Origin of the sequence: Agromyces seonyuensis (assembly GCF_009789225.1) — a bacterium.
In the GTDB taxonomy this organism is placed as follows: domain Bacteria; phylum Actinomycetota; class Actinomycetes; order Actinomycetales; family Microbacteriaceae; genus Agromyces; species Agromyces seonyuensis.
Window position 1 is genome coordinate 12,510 of record NZ_WSTA01000001.1, and the last position, 18,250, is coordinate 30,759.

The 18,250-nt window shown below is 72.3% G+C and carries 13 protein-coding genes; 11 read left to right on the forward strand and 2 right to left on the reverse strand.

The window, feature by feature from the left end:
* Positions 1-40: 40 nt before the first annotated feature.
* Together GB864_RS00070 and GB864_RS00075 are read left to right on the forward strand one after the other, a co-directional pair.
* Positions 41-2,662, forward strand: a complete 2,622-nt coding sequence (locus GB864_RS00070; RefSeq protein ID WP_160422236.1) for a family 78 glycoside hydrolase catalytic domain — start codon at positions 41-43, stop codon at positions 2,660-2,662.
* A 219-nt stretch (positions 2,663-2,881) separates the two neighbouring features.
* Complete coding sequence (locus GB864_RS00075) at positions 2,882-3,154, forward strand: hypothetical protein (RefSeq protein WP_160422237.1); 273 nt, start codon at positions 2,882-2,884, stop codon at positions 3,152-3,154.
* Positions 3,155-3,232: 78 nt separating this feature from the next.
* On the opposite strand, the gene GB864_RS00080 is transcribed toward GB864_RS00075, so the two are convergent.
* The gene (locus GB864_RS00080; RefSeq protein ID WP_160422238.1) at positions 3,233-4,099 is read right to left on the reverse strand and encodes a serine hydrolase; all 867 of its coding nucleotides are present in this window, start codon (positions 4,097-4,099) and stop codon (positions 3,233-3,235) included.
* Positions 4,100-4,147: 48 nt separating this feature from the next.
* Here GB864_RS00080 and GB864_RS00085 point away from each other — a divergent pair, with 48 nt between their 5' ends.
* The 4 genes from GB864_RS00085 (at position 4,148) to GB864_RS00100 (ending at position 9,321) form a co-directional block, all read left to right on the forward strand.
* A complete protein-coding gene (locus tag GB864_RS00085; RefSeq protein ID WP_336603820.1) occupies positions 4,148-4,996 on the forward strand; it encodes a helix-turn-helix transcriptional regulator in 849 nt (282 codons plus the stop codon).
* Between the two features lie 187 nt (positions 4,997-5,183).
* Positions 5,184-6,083, forward strand: coding sequence for an ABC transporter ATP-binding protein (locus GB864_RS00090; protein ID WP_160422239.1), 900 nt, complete (start codon positions 5,184-5,186; stop codon positions 6,081-6,083).
* A 59-nt stretch (positions 6,084-6,142) separates the two neighbouring features.
* The gene (locus GB864_RS00095) at positions 6,143-7,198 is read left to right on the forward strand and encodes an iron-siderophore ABC transporter substrate-binding protein (protein WP_160422240.1); all 1,056 of its coding nucleotides are present in this window, start codon (positions 6,143-6,145) and stop codon (positions 7,196-7,198) included.
* On the forward strand, positions 7,195-9,321 hold the full coding sequence (locus GB864_RS00100; protein WP_160422241.1) for a Fe(3+)-hydroxamate ABC transporter permease FhuB: 2,127 nt from the start codon (positions 7,195-7,197) through the stop codon (positions 9,319-9,321). The genes GB864_RS00095 and GB864_RS00100 overlap by 4 nt, the downstream gene beginning before the upstream one ends.
* Before the next feature lie 75 nt (positions 9,322-9,396).
* On the opposite strand, the gene GB864_RS00105 is transcribed toward GB864_RS00100, so the two are convergent.
* Positions 9,397-10,587 carry an MFS transporter gene (locus GB864_RS00105; RefSeq protein WP_160422242.1) on the reverse strand — a complete coding sequence of 397 codons (1,191 nt, stop codon included), beginning with the start codon at positions 10,585-10,587 and terminating at the stop codon, positions 9,397-9,399.
* A 150-nt stretch (positions 10,588-10,737) separates the two neighbouring features.
* On the opposite strand from GB864_RS00105, the gene GB864_RS00110 reads away from it, so the two are divergent.
* From GB864_RS00110 to GB864_RS00130, 5 genes are all read left to right on the forward strand, one after another.
* Positions 10,738-11,508, forward strand: a complete 771-nt coding sequence (locus GB864_RS00110) for an aldose epimerase family protein (RefSeq protein WP_160422243.1) — start codon at positions 10,738-10,740, stop codon at positions 11,506-11,508.
* 125 nt (positions 11,509-11,633) lie between these two features.
* On the forward strand, positions 11,634-12,935 hold the full coding sequence (locus GB864_RS00115) for an extracellular solute-binding protein (RefSeq protein ID WP_160422244.1): 1,302 nt from the start codon (positions 11,634-11,636) through the stop codon (positions 12,933-12,935).
* Positions 12,936-12,938: 3 nt separating this feature from the next.
* Positions 12,939-13,883, forward strand: coding sequence for a carbohydrate ABC transporter permease (locus GB864_RS00120; RefSeq protein WP_160422245.1), 945 nt, complete (start codon positions 12,939-12,941; stop codon positions 13,881-13,883).
* A complete protein-coding gene (locus tag GB864_RS18285) occupies positions 13,880-14,800 on the forward strand; it encodes an ABC transporter permease subunit (protein WP_202106872.1) in 921 nt (306 codons plus the stop codon). Before GB864_RS00120 ends, GB864_RS18285 begins: the two co-directional genes overlap by 4 nt.
* Before the next feature lie 131 nt (positions 14,801-14,931).
* A complete protein-coding gene (locus GB864_RS00130) occupies positions 14,932-18,225 on the forward strand; it encodes a DUF5107 domain-containing protein (protein ID WP_160422246.1) in 3,294 nt (1,097 codons plus the stop codon).
* Positions 18,226-18,250: the final 25 nt, after the last annotated feature.

The window sequence follows — 18,250 nt, forward strand, 5'->3', positions numbered from 1 at the left end:
CCCCGATGACGACGCCTGAGCCCCGCCGAATGGAGCTGCCGTGAAAGCCGTCCGACTGCGCACCGAGTACCTGGACCGGCCCCTCGGTCTCGGCACCGCCGCGCCCGGCCTGTCCTGGAACTGCGATGGCGGCACGACGCAGACCGCCTACCGGATCACCGCCACGCGCGCCGGCGAACCGGTCTGGGACTCCGGCAAGATCGTCTCCTCGAGGATGACGCACGTCGCGTGGGAGGGTGCAGTGCTGGGCAGCCGCGATCGCGTCGAGTGGGCGGTACGTGTCTGGGACGAGCACGACGTCCCGGGCGAGCCGGCCTCCTCGTGGTTCGAGGTCGGGCTGCTCGATGCCTCGGATTGGTCGTCCGGCTGGATCACCGGCGACTACCGGCCCCGGAAGCACGAGCGACGCCCGGTCGATCACTTCCGGCGGACGTTCGCCGTGGACGGCGACGTCGTGCGCGCCCGCCTGTACGCCACGGCGCGCGGTGTCTTCGACGCCCAACTGAACGGCCATCGCGTCGGCGACATCGAGCTCGCGCCCGGCAGCACCGACTACCGCCGTCGCATCCAGTACCACGCGTTCGACGTCGCCGACCTGCTCGGCTCCGAGAACACCCTCGAGCTGCGCCTGGCCGACGGCTGGTTCCGCGGCTCGCTCGGCGCGTACGGGCAGACCAACGTCTTCGGCCGGCGCTCGTCGGTGCTCGCGCAGCTCGAGATGACGTACGCCGACGGCCGGCGCGAGACCATCGGCACGGATGACTCGTTCGCGTGGAGCTGCGACGGCCCGATCCGCTTCGCCGACCTCCAGGACGGCGAGATCGTGGACGCCCGGATGACGCCGACCTACGGCGGGCGGGCAGCGCGCGCGGCCGCGCCCGACGTCGTGCCGACCGCCTCCGACAATGTCGTCCCGCGCACGCACGAGGAGTTCTCGCCGACGCTGCTGACGACGCCGAGCGGCGCCCGCGTGCTCGACTTCGGTCAGAACCTCGCCGGTTTCGTCGGCTTCACCGTCACCGCGCGGGCCGGGCAGCGGATCCGCCTGCGGATGGGGGAGATCCTCGACGAGGAGGGCGAGTTCACGCAGGCGAACTTCCAACTGCGCAAGCCCGTCCGTGAGTTCGGACGCGTGAGCGAGCTGCTCCTGATGACGCAGCAGGAGCAGCGCATCCGCGGCGAGCTGCAGCCGACCCCGAAGCAGGAGGTCGAGTACATCTGCGCCGACGGCGTCAACGAGTACCGCACGAGGTTCGCCGTCTTCGGGTTCCGGTACGCGCTCGTGGAGACCGACCTGGACATCGATCCGGCCGACTTCCGTGCGATCGCGGTCTACTCCGACCTGGAGCAGACGGGGGACTTCGAGTGCTCCCACCCCGGCGTCAACCAGCTCGTCTCGAACACCCGATGGTCGATGAAGGGCAACTTCCTCGACGTGCCCACCGACTGCCCGACGCGCGAGCGGCTCGGCTGGACCGGCGACATGCAGGTCTTCTTCGACACCGCGGCCTCCTTCATGGACGTCGCCGCGTTCACCCGCAAGTGGCTGCGCGACCTCCGCGACGCGCAGAACCGGAAGGGCGTGGCCCCCGCCGTGGTGCCCTACAACGGCGTGGCGATGATGTACGACGCGACCGGCGGGTCGGTCGGCTGGGCCGACGCCCTCGTGCTCGTGCCGTACCGGTTCTGGAAGCGGTACGGGGACGACGACCTGCTCCGCGAGTGCTACCCGATGATGCGCGCCTACGGCGAGTACCTGATCGGCCGCACCGGCCGCAAGGACCGCAAGGCGGCCGCCGCCGACCCGCTCGACCGGTTCGTGTACGAGAAGGGCATGCACCTGGGGGAGTGGCTGGAGCCCGAGGAGTTCCGTGACGACGTCCGCGGCAAGACGCCGCGCACCGAGGAGGCCACGGCGTACCTGCACGCCACGATGGCCCACCTGGCGGAGATCGCCGCCTTCCTCGGCGAGCCGGCCGACGCGGCCCGCTACACCGAGTACGCCGACGGCGCCAAACAGGCCTACCGCCGGATGTTCGTCGTGGACGGCAGCATCGACACCGACCGGCAGGCCAAGCTCGTCCGGCCCCTCGCCCTGGGACTGCTGGAAGAGGACGAACGGGCCCGGGTCGCCGAGCGACTCGTCACAGCCGTCGAGTCCCGCGGGCACCGCATCGGCACCGGGTTCCTGTCGACGCCGTTCGTGCTGCCGGTGCTCTCCGAGGCCGGCCGGGCGGACGTCGCCTATGCGATGCTCGAGAACCCGAGATCCCCGAGCTGGCTCGCAGAGGTCGAGGCCGGCGCCACCACGGTCTGGGAGGACTGGGAGGGCGAGGAGAGCCGCAACCACTACTCGCCGGGCGCCGTGTGCCAGTGGCTGTTCGACACCGTCGCGGGCATCCGGGTGGCCGGCGAGAACCGGTTCGAGATCGCCCCGGTTCCGGGCGGCTCGCTCACCTCGGCGTCGGCGACGTACACGAGCCAGTACGGCACGGTGCGCTCCGCTTGGCGGATCTACGGCGACGGGACGGCGTTCGAGGTGGACATCCCGTCGAACACGACGGCGACCCTCCGCCTTCCCGACGGCACCGAGGCCGAACTCGGCGCCGGCCGGTGGCGCTACGCGGTCCCCGAGGGCGAGGTGACGCCCGACCGACGATAGGGCACCGCGGAGGACGACTACCGTGCCGCTCTGCCGGACTCCGACGTGGGCACCGGGCTCGCCGTTCGCGGCTCGACACTGCACCCACCTCGAGCACACGCCGCCATCCGAAGCGTCCGCGTGCATCAGCGCGCGTGAACCGCTCGACTCGCTGCGTTCACCGGGACCCGCCGGACAGGGCAGTCTGGTCTCGCACGCATTCGGCGATAGGAGAGCACGATGACGACACCTCAGGACGAGTTCGACGACCTGCTCAGCCGGGCCGCGCTCGCCGCGCTGTTCTTCGACCCCGAGATGACGGCCGACGACGAGGAGTACGACCTCCAGTCCGACGTCGCCTTCTGCCTCGAGGCGGTCGAGGGCGTCGAGCTCGACGGCGACACCAGGGCCGAGCTCCGGATGCTCGTGGGCCTCGTGATCGCCGACCCCACGGCCCATCGCCAGGCACTCGTCGACTTCGCGATGGAGTTCGCCCCGCCCGAGGCGGACTGACTCCGGGCGCCGATCCCGGCGTCGCGCGAGAGCCGGGGGTGCTCGCGACGACCGCGATCCCCGCCGCCGGCGGAGTGGTCAGCTCGTCGCGAGCTCCGCGATGGCCCAGGCTGCGACTGCGTCGGCCCCGAAGTGGTCGTCGGCGGTGATCGTCACGACCCCGTCGGCGGCGAAGAGCAGCAGCTGGCCGTAGGCGCCGTGCAGGCGCCAGCCGTCGCCCGGGCCGTCCCAGCCGGCGAGGGCGTAGCGCTCGTATCCGTCGCCGTCGCCGGCGGGCACCCAGTCCGTGTGCATCCCGTCGATCCAGTGCGCCGAGACGAGCGGCTCGCCCTTCCATCGCCCGCGGTCCCGGATCAGCAGGCCGAGCCGCGCCAGCTCCTCGGTGCGCATCGCGATGCCGCCGCCCGCCGCGATCCGGCCGTTGGGGCAGCGCTCCCACTCGGTTCCGTGGATGCCGAGGGGCGTCAGGATGCGGGGCTCGAGGTACGCGCCGACGTCGCCGACGACTTCCGAGAGCACGAACATCGCGGTGTACGAGCTCGCGTTGGAGTACTGGAAGGTGCGGCCGGAGCTGGGGCGCCCGAGGAACTCGAGCGCGAGGTCGGGCCAGTCGGTCAGGAGCGTCTCCGACCAGGGCAGGTCGACGCCGCTCGTCATCGTGAGGAGATGGCGGAGCGTCACCTGTTCGACGCCGGCGCCGAGGGGCACCGCGGGGAGGTACTGCGCCACCGGTGCGTCGAGGTCGACGAGGTCCTCGTCGGCGGCGCATCCGGCGGCGAGCACCGTGAGGGCTTTCGCGACGGACTGGACGTCCCGGCGTTCGTCGGGCGACCAGCGGTGCTCGGCGATGTCGTCGCCGATGCGGACGTGCAGGCCGTGTGCGCCGAAACCCGTCGCATCCACTCGTTCGACGATCCTGTCGCGCAGCTGCCGGGCTCGATCCACCCGCCGAGTCTAGGGGGGCCGTCTCGGAGAGCTTCCTAGAATCGAGGGGTGGATGACTCGCCTGCGCCGGTGCCCCGCGGCGCCTGGCGCCGCGAGGCCGACACGGTGGTCCTCGAGGGCGTGCACGTGCCCGAGCGGATCGCGGAGCCGTTCGCGATCTACTCCGAGAGCGCGTACGTGCGGGTGCCGCTGGAGTTCGAGCCGCACTCCCACCCGCTGCACGAGCTCGTCTGGGTGCGCGGCGGCACCATGACCGTGCGGCTCGCGGACTCGGTCGTGACCGTGCCGGAGGGGCACGGGCTCTGGATCCCCGCGGGGATGCTCCACTCCGGTCGGACCACCGCGCGCACCGCCCTGTGCGACGCGCTCTTCGACCCGGATCGCTCGCCGCTCGGCTTCCCGGATCCCGTCGCGATCGAGATCACCCCGCTGCTCGGCTCGCTGCTGCGGCATCTGGAACGTCTCGACCTCTCGGCGGCGGAACGCCTCCGCGCCGAGGCCGTCGTCTTCGACGTCCTCGGGCCGTCCGATCGGCAGCTCGCACTCCAGGTCCCGCCGGACGAGCGCATCGCGCCCATCGTCGCGGCGCTGCTCGAGGACCCGGCCGATCCGCGGGCGCTGCCGGAGTGGGCGGGCCTCGTCGGAGCGAGCGAGCGCACCGTCTCCCGCCTCTTCCGCGCCCGCACAGGACTCTCGTTCCTGCAGTGGCGCCAGGTGCTGCGGGTGCACCACGCGGTGTCGCTGCTGTCGGAGGGCCTGGCGGTGCACGAGGTGTCGGACCTGCTGGGGTACGCGCAGTCGAGCACATTCATCGCCTCGTTCAAGCGCGTCATGGGGGCGACGCCCGGCGCCTACGTCGATGCCCGGGAGGCGGCGTCCGATCGCCTCGAGCCGTAGCTCGGCAACGAAGCGCGTGTCCGAAACTCCGTATCGGATGTCGCCGGACGACGATTGTGGACGCGCAGGGCGGCGACGTATTCTCATTAGGCAAGGCAGCCCTTACTTCCCGCGATCCGGCTTCGCCCCGATCGCCTCGGCATGGGGATGCCGCCCCCCAATCTCCCCTCCGAATCAGGATCCCCGCATGAGCATCGCCCGTCCGCCGGCCCAGCCCGTCGCCACCGCCGCGGCCGGGCAGCGCACGGGTACGACCGGACTGGCCGGCGAGTCCCTCGTGCTCGGCTTCGGTTCGCGCGTCGTCGTCGACGGGGTCGACATCGAGATCGTCCCGGGACGCGTGAGCGCGCTCGTCGGTCCGAACGGCTCCGGCAAATCGACGCTGCTGCGCGGACTGGCCCGGCTGCACCGGATCGACGGCGGCCGCGTCGACCTGCACGGGGGAGCGGGCGAGGACGCGCGCCCCGCGGCGGCGCTGAGCGCCCGCGAGTTCGCGCAGCAGGTGACGCTCTTCGCCCAGTCGCGGCTCGCGCCGTCGGGGCTGAGCGTGCGTGAGGTCGTCGCCTTCGGGCGGCATCCGTACCGTCGTCGATTCGCCGGCCCGAGCGAGGCCGATCGCCTCGCCGTCGACCGCGCCCTGCGCGCGACGGGCGTGCACGGGATGGCCGAGCGCGCCGCCGGCGAACTCTCCGGCGGAGAGCTCCAACGCGTCTGGCTCGCCGCCTGCCTCGCCCAGGAGACCGGCGTCGTGCTGCTCGACGAGCCCACCAACCACCTCGACCTGCGCTACCAGATCGAGACGCTCGACCTCATCCGCGACCTCGCCGACGACTACGGCGCCGCGGTCGGCGTCGTCCTCCACGACCTCGACCACGCCGCCCGGATCGCGGACGAGGTGCTGCTGATGCAGTCCGGACGCATCCTCGCCGCCGGCGCGCCCGTCGACGTGCTGACCGCCGAGCACATCGGCGCCGCCTACGAGCTGCGCGTGGAGGTCGACCTCGACCCGCGCACCGGCCGCCTGCGCATCGACCCGATCGGTCGCCACGGCGCGCGGCAGCACGCCGCGAGCGCCGCCGCGTCCTGACCCGGCATCCACCCGAACCACCCCCGCTTCCCGAACCGCCCCCTCCCGAGAGGACCACCATGAATCGACCACGCCTGCTCGCGGCCGCCGCGACCGTCGGCATCGCCGCGCTCGCGCTGACCGGCTGCGGCACGACCGACGTCGCCACGACCGGGGACGCCGAGGCCGCCGTGAGCTCGAAGAGCTGCGCCGCCGACACGACGACGACCTCGACGGGGCCCGTCTCCCTGACCGACAGCCTCGGCCGCACGGTCGAGCTCGACGAGCCCGCCGAGCGGGTCGTCGTGCTCGAATGGCAGCAGACCGAGGACCTCCTCACGCTCTGCGTCACGCCCGTCGGCGCCGCCTCGACCGCCGACTACGCGACATACGTCAGCGCCGAGACCCTGCCGGAGAGCGTCGTCGACGTCGGCGAGCGGGGCACGCCCGACCTCGACGCCCTCTACGCCACCGACCCCGACCTCATCGTCATCGAGGCCTACAGCGCCGACGACGAACTGCTGCAGCAGCTCGAGGAGCGCGATGTGCCGGTGCTCGCGACGATCGGCGCCGATGCGAGCGGGCAGATCGACAACATGAAGCAGGTCTTCTCCCTGATCGCCGAGGCCACCGGCCGCACCGAGCGCGCCGACGCGGTGCTCGCCGAGTTCGACGCGCACCTGGCCGAGGCCAAGGAGCAGGTCGCCGACGCCGACCTCGCGACGACCGACTTCGTCTTCTTCGACGGCTGGATCGAGAGCGGCAACGTCGTCATCCGTCCCTACGGGACGGGCGCGCTCTTCACCGAGCTCGGCGAGGAACTCGGACTGACGGGCGCGTGGACCGACGAAGTCGACGAGTCCTACGGCAGCGGCGGCGTCGACCCCGCCTACGGCCTCGCGCAGACCGACCTCGAGGGTCTGACGGCCGTCGGCGACGCGAACCTCGTGTACTCCGACGACGGGCTGCCCGACAGCTACGTCACCGAGCTGGAGAAGAGCACCATCTGGACCTCCCTCCCGGCCGTGCAGGAGGGTCGTGCCTTCGCGTTCCCCCCTGGCGTGTGGGGTGCCGGAGGCCCGCGCTCGGGCGAGCAGGCCATCGACGCGTTCGTCGAGGTCATCGTCGGCACGTGACCGCTCGTACCACCGTGCCGCGCACCGGCCGGACCCTCGCACTCGAGGGCCCGGCCGGTGCCGCGGCACCCGCTGCACGGGGCCGGACCCTCGGAGGGATCGGCGTCCTCGTCGCCCTCGCCGCGATCGTCGTCGCCGTCGGGCTGTCGCACCTCACCCAGGGCACGTCGGGGATCGGCGGCCTCGACCTGCTCCGCTGGCTCGGCGGAACCGACGTCGGCGTCGGCGGCGTGTCCGTCGGCGACATCTTCACGGGGTCCCGGCTGCCGCGACTGCTCGCCGGCATCGCCGTCGGATTCGCGCTCGGCGTCGCCGGCGCCCTCCTGCAATCCATCACGCGCAACTCGCTCGCCGCCCCCGACACCCTCGCCGTGACCGCGGGAGCCTACTTCGCGCTCACGGCGGTCGCGGCGTTCGGCCTGAGCGTGCCCCTCTGGGCCTCGAGCGGCGTCGCGTTCGTCGGCGGCCTCCTCGCGGCCGCGCTCGTGCTCGGCCTCACCGGACGCGCCGCGGGCACCGCCACCACTCGGCTGATCCTCGCCGGCTCGGCGATCGCCATGGCGCTCGACGCCGGCACCGCCGCGCTCCTCATCCTCTTCAAGGAGAACACCACCGGGCTCTTCGCCTGGGGCAGCGGTTCGCTCTCGCAGCTGAACCTCGACGCGTCGGCCCGGGCGATGCCGATGATCGTGGCCGTCCTGCTCGTCGCCCTCCTGATGTCCCGTCGCCTCGACGTGCTCGGCCTCGGCGAGGACGCCGCCGCGACGCTCGGCGTGCCCGTGCGCGCGACCCGGGGGATCGCCGTGCTGGCGGCCGTGCTCCTGACCAGCACCTCGGTCACGCTCGCCGGTCCGATCGCGTTCGTCGGGCTCGGCGCCCCGGTGCTCGCGCGCCTCATCGCCCATCGGGTCCCGGCGCTCCGCCGGCACGTGTTCCTCCTACCCGCGTCGGGACTGCTCGGCGCCGCCCTCATCCTGATCGCCGACGTCGCGCTGCGCGCGATCCTCGGCGCCGGGGCCGCGACCGCCATCCCCACCGGCATCCCGACCGCGATGCTCGGCGGCCTCGTGATCGTGCTGCTCGCCCTGCGTCTGCCCGACGCCGGTGCGGCACGCGCCGTCAAGGCCGCCCACTCCACCCTGCGCACCCACCGGCGCTTCGTCGTCGTGCTCACCGCCTCCGTGCTGCTGCTCGTCGTCGCGATCCTGGTCGCGCTGCTGGCCGGCAGCCTCTGGCTCCAGCTCGGCGACATCGCGCTCTGGGTGCAGGGGAGCGCGCCGGACCTCGTCGCCCGGGCCCTCGACGAACGCGCGGCCCGGATCGCGGCGGCCGTGCTCGCCGGCGCGGCGCTCGCGCTCGCCGGCGTGGCGGTGCAGGGCACCGTGCGCAACCCCCTGGCTGAGCCGAGCCTGCTCGGCATCACCGCGGGCGCGGGGCTCGGCGCCGTCTTCGTGACGACGACGCTCGGCGGCGGACGCCCGGCGCTCATCGCGGCCGCGGTCGCCGCGGGCCTCATCACGTTCGCCCTCATCACCGCGCTCGCCTGGCGCGGCGGCCTGCGGCCCGACCGCTTCGTGCTCGTCGGCATCGGGACGAGCTACGCGCTCACCGCGGTGACCGCGTTCCTGCTGCTGCGCTCGGATCCGTGGGAGACCCCGCGCATCCTGACGTGGCTCTCGGGGACGACGTACGGGCGTTCGCTCGCCGACGTGGTCCCGGTCGCGATCGTGCTGCTCGTCGCGCTGCCGGTGCTCGGCGGGATGCGCCACCGGCTCGACCTGCTCGCGATCGACGAGGACACCCCGCGCATCCTCGGCGTCGAGACCGACCGGACGCGCCTCGGCATCCTCGCCCTCGCCGCCGTGCTCGCCTCGGTGGCCGTCGTCGCCGTCGGGACGGTGGGCTTCGTCGGGCTCGTGGCGCCGCATCTCGCCCGCAGCCTCGTCGGCGCCCGGCACGGGCGCGTGATCCCCGTCGCCGCCGTGCTCGGCGCGCTGCTCGTGCTCGTCGCGGACACGCTGGGGCGCACGGTGATCGCCCCGTCGCAGCTGCCGGCCGGGCTCATGATCGCCCTCGTCGGCGCGCCCTACTTCGTGTGGATGCTGCGCCGCGTCCGCGACTGAACTCCCGACCGGGACCGTCCGTCGTACCGGTGACCGGCACGGCCGTGCCCGCGACCGTGGTCGACCGCTGGGGTGTCAGGCGAGGTCGGCCGTCCGGGGCCGGACCGGTCGGAGCAGGCCGGCGAGGAACAGCGACACGATCGGGACGGCGAGGCAGCACAGCAGCGCCAGGCGAAGCCCGCCGGCTTCCGCGACGGCGCCGACGAGGAGGGGCGACGCGAGGAACCCGATCCGCATGATCGTCGCCGCGACGGCCAGCCCCGTGCCGGGGCCGAGGCCGGGAACGCGATCCGCGGCATCCATGGCGAGGGGGATCATCGGCGCGATGCCGAGCCCGACCAGGCCGAAACCGAGGATGACCGCGGGCTGCGCGGGCGCGTGGACGAGCAGGAGCATGCCGGCGAGGGCGACGACCGATCCGACCCGGACGGTGGCGACGGCGCCGATGCGATCCACGAGCCGGTCGGACGCGAAGCGTCCGAGGGTCAACGCCGCCATCATCGCGACGAACGGGGCGGCGGACGCCGCGAGATCCGCCCCGGCCTCCGCCGTGACGTAGACGCCGCCCCAGGTGGACCCGAGGTCTTCGAGGAAGGCGCCGATCACGGCGATGCCGCACGAGGCGACCAGCATCGCACCGATGCTGCGGCCGGCTCCGCCGCCGGCCGCGGGTTGCGCGGCCGCCGCCCCGGGAAGGGCGAGCGACCTGGATGCGACGAGCGTGCCGGCCACGATGAGCACCCCGAGGATCAGGAAGTGGAGGCCGATCGGCAGGCCGGACTGCAGCGCGAGCAGCCCCAGGAGACCGCCGGCGATCGCGCCCGCGCTCCAGGCGCCGTGCAGACCGTTGATGATGGAGCGGTCGAGGCGGCGCTGCACCTCGAGCCCGTGCGCGTTGTTGCCGACGTCGCCGGTCGCGTCGGCGAAGCCCACGGCGAAGAGGATGACCCCGAGCAGCACCGGCCCCCCGGCGAAGCCGGCGAGTGCGAGGAGTGCGCCGAGCACCACGGACGACGTGACGGCGACGGGGACGGCTCCCGCTCGTGCGACCAGCCGCCCGGCGAGCACGCTGCCGAGGATCGAACCGACGGGACCGCAGGCGACCATGAGCCCGAAGGCCAGATCGCTGAGCCCGAAGGCATCCTTCAGTTCGGGATACCGGGTCACGATCGTGGCGAACACGAGCGCGTTCGCCACGAAGAGCGCGCCGACGCCTCGCTGCGCGGCGGAGGCCCGCAGCAGTGCGTGGGAGGAGGGGCTCGACATGCGATCAGACTGCCATCGATGCGCGGGTCAGATGCGCGCGATCGTCCAGCACGGCAGTGGTTTCGTCCAGGACGCGCTCGTCGTCCACCGTCGTAACCTGCCGGTTGGCCGTGCCGCAGGGGCGCGGCGTCCAGGAAACGGGTGCCGTGCATGATCCGACTCGAGAGCGCGCAGTTGCAGGTCGAGGTGGATGCGTCCCGCGGCGGCCGGGTCACGAGCATCCGCACCGACCGGGAGTGGCTCGCCCCGTCGTCCGACGCCCGACCAGGCGCGCGCTACGGGGATGAGGGCGCGGGAGGGTGGGACGAGGCGCTGCCGACGATCGGCGGCGAGCCCGACCACGGCGACCTCTGGGACGTCGAGTGGGAGATCCGGCGAGCGACCCGGTCGACGGCGGTGCTCGCGGCGACGTCGTCGTCGGCCGGCATCGAGCTCGAGCGCACGTTGAGCGTGCAGGGGCGGCGGCTCGGGGCCTCCTACGTCGCGCGGAACATGGGGACCGCGCCGTCGACGTTCCTCTGGGCGGCGCATGCCCTGTTCGCCGCCGACGACGGGACGATCGCAACGCCGGTCGGGGGCGGACGCTGGTACGTGGAGTATCCGGCCGGAACCGACCTGCAACGGATGCCCGCGCGCTGGGCGTCGACCCCGCGTTCCGGCGTCAAGGCGTTCGTCCCTGCGGCGGAGGGGGTCGACCTCGTGCACGCGGACGGCCCACGCGCCGAGATGCGCTGGCGTCCGAGCGAGATCCCGTGGCTCGGGCTCTACTGGGATACCGGCGAGTTCGGTCCGGGGCCGGTGGTCGGCCTCGAGCCCACCAACACCGGATCCGACCGTCGGACGTCGTCCTCGTGGACGCTCGCAGCGTCGGCGGAACGACGCTGGCGGTTCGCGCTCGAACTGCACCCGGCGCAGCGCTGATTCCACCATCCCGTCGAATCGTCCATGCTCCGTCCGCTTCCGTCCTGTGGGCGCCCGGGCCCGGCGAGTTAGTTTTGCTCGCGCCCCCAAGAGGCGATCACTACAAGGACGTAAGGACGATCACAGTGAAACAACGAAAGATCCTCGCCGGAATCGTCGCGGCCGGAGCGGTCGTCACGATGCTCGCCGGCTGCAGCAGCGCGAGCGGCGGCTCGGACTCCGGTTCGGTGACGCTCGGCTACATGGGCTGGGTTCCGAAGGCCGACGAGGCCGTCGCCATCTGGAACGAGGCCCACCCGGACATCCAGGTCGAGTACTCGCCGGTCGCCAACGGGCAGGAGGCGTATCCGAAGATCCGCTCGTCCGTCCAGGCCGGCAACGCGGGCTGCCTCGCGCAGCTGACCTACGACCAGGTCCCGAGCTTCGTCGCCGACGGCATGCTGCTGGACGTCACGGACGAGACGGCCGACGTCGCGGACACGTTCCTCGACTGGACGTGGTCGCAGGTCAGCCCGGGCGGCAAGACCTACGCGATCCCGCAGGACACCGGCCCGGTCGCGCTCTACTACCGCGCGGACCTCTTCGAGCAGTACGGCATCGACGTCCCGGCGACCTGGGACGACTTCGCCGCAGCGGCCGAGCAGGTGCACGCCGCCGACCCCGAGGTCACCCTCAGCTACCTCGCGACCGACGACTCGAGTACGGTCGCCGCCTACGCCTGGCAGCGCGGCGCCTCCTGGTTCTCGATCGACGGCGACAGCTGGAAGGTCGGCATCGATGACGCCGCGAGCCTCGAGTCCGCCGAGTACTGGCAGGGCCTGCTCGACTCCGGCGCCATCGCCACGACGAAGCGCTGGGACCCCGGCTTCTACAGCGAGCTGGCCAGCGGCAAGTACCTCTCCATGATCGGCGCCGCGTGGAACACCGCGCTCATCACCGCGAACGTCGGCGACACCGCCGGCGCCTGGCGCGTCGCCCCGATGCCTACGGACGGCGACTCCACGGACACCGCGAACTCCGGCGGCTCCGCCGTGGCCGTGCTGAAGGGCTGCGAGCACCCCGAGCAGGCGGTCGAGTTCGCGACCTGGCTGAACTCGTCGGAGGAGAGCCTCGACATCCTGGCCGCCTCCGACGGCGGCGGCCTGTACCCCGCGGCGACCGAGGCCCTCGACTACGACGTCGTCAACCAGGCCGACGACTTCTTCGGCGGGCAGAACCTCAACGAGGTCTTCAAGGAATCCGCGCAGAACGTCAACACGTCCTGGGCGTGGGGCCCGACCTACTCGTCGACCGACACCGCCCTGACCGACGGGCTCTCGAAGGTCGCCACGGGATCGTCGACGCTGCCCGACCTCATGGGCTCGCTCCAGGACTCGACGCTCAGCGACATGGAAGACCGAGGGATCTCGGCCATCCCCGCGGACTGATCGATGACCGCAGCACCGCTGATCGACCGCAGGGCGGGTTCGGAACTCCGACCCGCCCTGCGGCGCAGGCCGACGCGCTTCCGCGGCGCGATCCTTATGTTCACCGTGCCCTTCATGGCGCTGTTCGTGTTCGTCTACGTCGCCCCGATCATCTACTCGGTGGTCCAGAGCCTGTTCGCGACCCAATCCAGCGGCCTCGGCTTCGGCGAGCCGGAACAGGTGTTCGTGGGAGCGGCCAACTACGCGAAGGCCCTCGGCGATACCGAATTCTGGGCGGCCCTCGGGCGCATCCTGCTCTTCGGGATCGTCCAGGTTCCCGTCATGCTCGGCGGCGCCCTGCTCCTGGCGCTGCTGCTCGACTCCGCCGCCGCACGCTGGGTGAGCGTGTACCGGGTGCTCTACTTCCTCCCGTACGCGGTGCCCGGCGTGATCGCCGCGGTGCTCTGGGCGTACCTGTACTCGCCGGCGCTCAGTCCGTTCGTGGCCTGGGGCGATTCGATGGGCATCGACCTCGACTTCCTCGGCCCGAACGTCGTGCTGTGGTCGATGGCGAACATCACCACCTGGGTGTTCATGGGCTACAACCTCTTGATCATCCTGTCCTCGCTGCAGGCGATCCCGCGCGACCAGTTCGAGGCGGCCCGCCTCGACGGCGCGTCCGAATGGCGCATCGCCTGGTCGATCAAGGTGCCGCAGGTGCGGCCCGCCCTGGTGCTGACCGGCGTCAACTCGATCATCGGCACGTTGCAGCTCTTCAACGAGCCCCAGGTGATGCACGTCATCGCCGACGCCGTGAGCAGCAGCTACGTGCCGACGATGCTCGCCATGGGCGCGGCCTTCGTGAAGAACGACTTCGGGTACGCCTCGGCGGTCTCGGTGCTGCTCGCCATCGTCGCGGGGCTCATCTCGATCGTCTACTACCGGATCGCCATGAGGAGCGACGCGTGACCGCAACACTTCCCCCGAAGGCCGCCGTCGACGAGGGGGCGCGGCGTCAGCGGCGCCGGCGCGACGACGCCGAACCCGAGCTCACCGTGAGCCGCGGCGCCGCCATCGCGACGCTGGGCGCGCTGACTCTCGCGGCCGTCTACTTCCTCATCCCGATCTGGTGGCTGATCGTCTCCTCCACGAAGAGCAACACCGCCCTGTTCAACTCGAACGGCTTCTGGTTCTCGGATCTGAGCCTGATCGACAACGTCGTGGACGTCTTCACCCGGCAGAACGGGCTCTTCAGCCGCTGGCTGCTGAACTCGGTGCTCTACGCCGGGGTGGGCGGCATCCTCGCGACGCTCCTCGGCGTCGCATGCGGCTACGCGATCGCGAAGTACGAGTTCCGCGGGCGCGGCCTGCTCTTCGGCACGATCCTCGGCGGGCTCCTGCTCCCGGCGGCGCTGCTGACGGTGCCGCTGTACCTGATGTTCTCGCAGATCGGGCTCGTGAACTCCGTCTGGGCGGTCATCATCCCCGCTCTGGTCAACCCGTTCGCCGTCTACCTCGGCCGGGTCTACGCGGCTGCGAGCGTGCCCGACGAGCTGATCGAGGCGGCGCGCCTGGACGGCGCCGGGGAGCTGCGGATCTTCTTCACCATCGGACTGCGGCTCATGTCGCCGGCGCTCGTGACGGTGTTCCTGTTCACGTTCGTGTCCATCTGGAACAACTTCTTCCTGCCGCTCATCATGCTCACCGATCAGTCGCTCTACCCGGTCACGCTCGGCCTCTACAACTGGTACACGGCCACGCGCGAGGCGAACTACAACGTCGTCATCACGGGCTCGCTGATCTCGGTGATCCCGCTCGTGGTGGCGTTCCTCAGCCTCCAGCGCTTCTGGCGCGCCGGCCTGTCGGCCGGAAGCGTCAAGTCCTGACCTGCGATCGAATGCGTCCATACCGCCGCCCGCAATCCTGATTCCACCGGCAACGCGCCGGAGCGATTCATCCATGCACGTCCACCGATCGGCCTGTCTGCCGTTCTCGGTGCCGAACTAGCTTGAGAGACATGAGCGACCGAACCTCCCACATCCGACTCCCCGCTCCGCCCCCCGCCGAGCAGGCGCTCCTCGACGACGGCGGAGTCGCCTGCTGGGAGGAGGACGTCGAGATCGACACCTACGAGCCCGGTGCCCCGGACCGGTTCCCGATGTTCTTCGACCACCGCGTCTACCAGGGCTCGGACGGCCGCGTCTACCCGCTCCCGTTCGTCGACCGCATCGAGACCGAGCCGGTGCGGCGCACCTGGAAGGCGATCCACCTGGAGAACCGGTGGGTGCGGCTCATGCTCCTGCCGGAGATCGGCGGGCGGATCCACATCGGCTACGACAAGACCCGCGACTACGACTTCTTCTACCGCAACAACGTGATCAAGCCGGCGCTCGTCGGTCTCGGCGGGCCGTGGATCTCGGGCGGCGTCGAGTTCAACTGGCCCCAGCATCACCGACCGGGCACGTATCTGCCGGTGGACGTGCACGTCGAACGCGGCGACGACGGCAGCGCGACCGTCTGGCACAGCGATCTCGACCCGCTGCAGCGCATGCGGGGCACGCACGGGGTCCGTCTGCGGCCCGACTCGTCGACCATCGAGGTCGAGGCGAAGCTCTTCAATCGCACCGACGAGCCCCAGACGTTCCTCTGGTGGGCCAACGTCGCCGCGGCCGTCCACGAGGAGTACCAGTCGTTCTTCCCGACGGACGTCCGCTACGTCGCCGATCACGCGCGCCGCGCGATCACCGCCTTCCCGCGCGCCGACCGCCCGTACTACGGGGTCGACTATCCGGAACTGGCGGCGCACGACGCGGATGCCGATCGCCTCGACGTGTATTCGCACATCCCGGTGCCGACCTCGTACATGGTCACCGAGACGGCCGACGAGTTCTTCGGCGGCTACGACCACCGCGCGGGGGCGGGATTCGTGCACTGGGCGGATCGCGACATCGCACCCGGGAAGAAGCAGTGGACGTGGGGCAACGGGCCCATCGGCCACGCCTGGGACCGGCAGCTCACCGACGGCGACGGCCCCTACGTCGAGCTCATGGCCGGGGTCTTCACCGACAACCAGCCCGACTTCAGCTACCTCCTGCCCGGCGAGACCCGGTCGTTCAGCCAGTTCTGGTACCCGATCCAGGACGTCGGCGTCATCCACCAGGCCTCGCGCGACGCCGCGCTCAGCGTGCGCGTCGACGGTACGGACGTCGTCGTGGGCATCGCGCCCTCCCGCCCGGTGGACGCGGAGGCGGTCGTGGAACTCGAGGGTCGGATCGTGGCGCGCGCGCAGTTCCGGGCGGAGCCCGGGTCGCCCTATTCGCTCAGCGCCGCGGTCCCGCCCGGCACCACGCGGGACGACCTCGTCGTCACCGTGCACGAGGGCGGCCGGGAGCTCGTGACCTGGCGGCGCCACGCCCCGATCGACGGCGAGCCGTGGGCGGCGACCGAGCCTCCGGCCGCCGCGAGCCTCGACTCGATCGACGAACTGCTGCTCACCGCGCAGCACCTCGTGCAGTACCGCCACCCGACCCGTGCCGCCGAGCCCTATCTGCGCCGGGCGCTCGAACTCGATCCGGATGACTCGCGGGCCCACCTGGCCCTCGCCGAACTGGCGTTGGTCCGGGGCAGCTATGATGACGCCCTCGGCCACGTCGAGGATGCCGCCCGACGGCTGACGCGACGGAACCTGAACCCGCGAACCGGCGAGCTGCACTACCGTCGCGGACTCGTCCTCGAGCGGCTCGGCGATCTCGAGGAGGCGGCCCGTTCCTTCGCCAAGGCCGGGTGGGACGGCGCCTTCGCCGTCGCCGCCCGACTCGGGCTGGCCCGGGTGCTGCTGCGGCTGGGCCGGAACGAGCAGGCGGAGGCCGCCGCGGCCCGGGCGGTCGAGCTCGATGCGGCCAACACGACCGCGATCGCCGCCCTGGTGCTCGCGCGACGGCGCCTCGGTGCCGCCGAGGCCGCCGCGAGCGTGCTCGACGCGGCGCGCGCCGCCGACCCCCTCGACCCGTTCCTCGCGGCCCTCGCCGGCGACCTCGGACTGCGCGACCCGCGCACCGCCCTGACGATCGCCCAGGACTTCGCCCGGCACGGCGAAGTCGAGTCGTCCCTCGAGTGGGCCGCGCGCTCGGAGCTCGCCGGGCCGACGGTCTTCGGCAACACGGGCCCGGTCGCCGGCTACACCCGCGCGCTCGTCCTCGATCGCGCCGGCCGCGCGGCGGAAGCCGTCGAGGCGCGGGAGGCGGCACGTCGCGCGAACCGCGACCTGGCGTTCCCCGCCGGGCTCGACGACCTCGATGCGCTGACGGCGGCGATCGCCGCGGGCGAGACGGCCGGCGAGCCCGACACCGTGGCGCTCGGGCTGCTGGGCAGTCTCCTCCTCGGCGTCCGCCGCCACGAGGAAGCGCGGGACGTCCTCGTCGCAGCCGTGCTCGGCGGCAGCGACGACCCGGTGGTGCTCCGCAATGCGGCGGTCGCAGTCGCGAACACCGGCGGAGACCTGGACCTCGCCGACGGCTTCCTGGCGCAGGCGTTCCGCGCCGACGGCCCGGTGCCGAGCGCCCGCCTCGTCTACGAGCGCGACCAGCTCGCACGGCTGCGCGGGATCGACGGCGCGGCGCGCCTGGCCGCGATCGAATCCTCCGGCGTCGACGTCTTCCGTCGCGACGACCTGACGATCGCCGTGCTCGGGCTCCTGCTCGACGTCGACCGGGTCGAGGAGGCCCGCGCGATCCTCGCTTCGCGTCGGTTCCAGCCCTTCGAAGGAGGTGAGGGTCTGGTGATCGCCGCCTTCGACCGCGCCACGCTCGTGACCGCGCGCCGCCTGCTCGACGTCGATCCGGCGGCCGCCGCCGCGCTGCTGGAGGCCGCCGTCGACGTGCCGGAGAATCTCGGCGAGGGCCGTCATCCGGCCGACCCCGCTGCGGAACTGCTGGTGCTCGCCGGCGACGCGCACCTTGCCACCGGCGCCGTGGAATCCGCGGAAGCGCGCTGGCGGGCCGCGCGCGACGCGGGCGGCCCGCTGGCCGTCGCACCGCGACCGGCCCGGCCCGACGACTTCTGGATCGGCGCGGCGCACCTCCGGCTGGGGGAGTACCCGGAGGCCGACGCGGTGTGGGCCGCGCTGGATGCCTCGGCGCTCGCGCTCGAGGATGCCTACCCGACACCGGACTACTTCGCGACGTCGCTGCCCGAGACGCTGCTGTTCGCCGTCGACGACGCGCGAGGTCGTACCGCCGCGGCCGCGGAGCTGCGCGAGGCTGCTTCCCGCGGACGCGCCCTCTCGGCCGAGCGGGCGGAGGTGCGCGCGTGAGCGCCGCCTCGCCGCGCAGGGCGCC

Bases quoted from the DNA above. Each gene is read 5' to 3' on its own strand.
- GB864_RS00105 (WP_160422242.1), bottom strand. From the start codon at position 10,587: ATGTCGAGCCCCTCCTCCCACGCACTGCTGCGGGCCTCCGCCGCGCAG.
- GB864_RS00075 (WP_160422237.1), top strand. From the start codon at position 2,882: ATGACGACACCTCAGGACGAGTTCGACGACCTGCTCAGCCGGGCCGCG.
- GB864_RS00110 (WP_160422243.1), top strand. From the start codon at position 10,738: ATGATCCGACTCGAGAGCGCGCAGTTGCAGGTCGAGGTGGATGCGTCC.
- GB864_RS00120 (WP_160422245.1), top strand. From the start codon at position 12,939: ATGACCGCAGCACCGCTGATCGACCGCAGGGCGGGTTCGGAACTCCGA.
- GB864_RS00090 (WP_160422239.1), top strand. From the start codon at position 5,184: ATGAGCATCGCCCGTCCGCCGGCCCAGCCCGTCGCCACCGCCGCGGCC.
- GB864_RS00095 (WP_160422240.1), top strand. From the start codon at position 6,143: ATGAATCGACCACGCCTGCTCGCGGCCGCCGCGACCGTCGGCATCGCC.
- GB864_RS00130 (WP_160422246.1), top strand. From the start codon at position 14,932: ATGAGCGACCGAACCTCCCACATCCGACTCCCCGCTCCGCCCCCCGCC.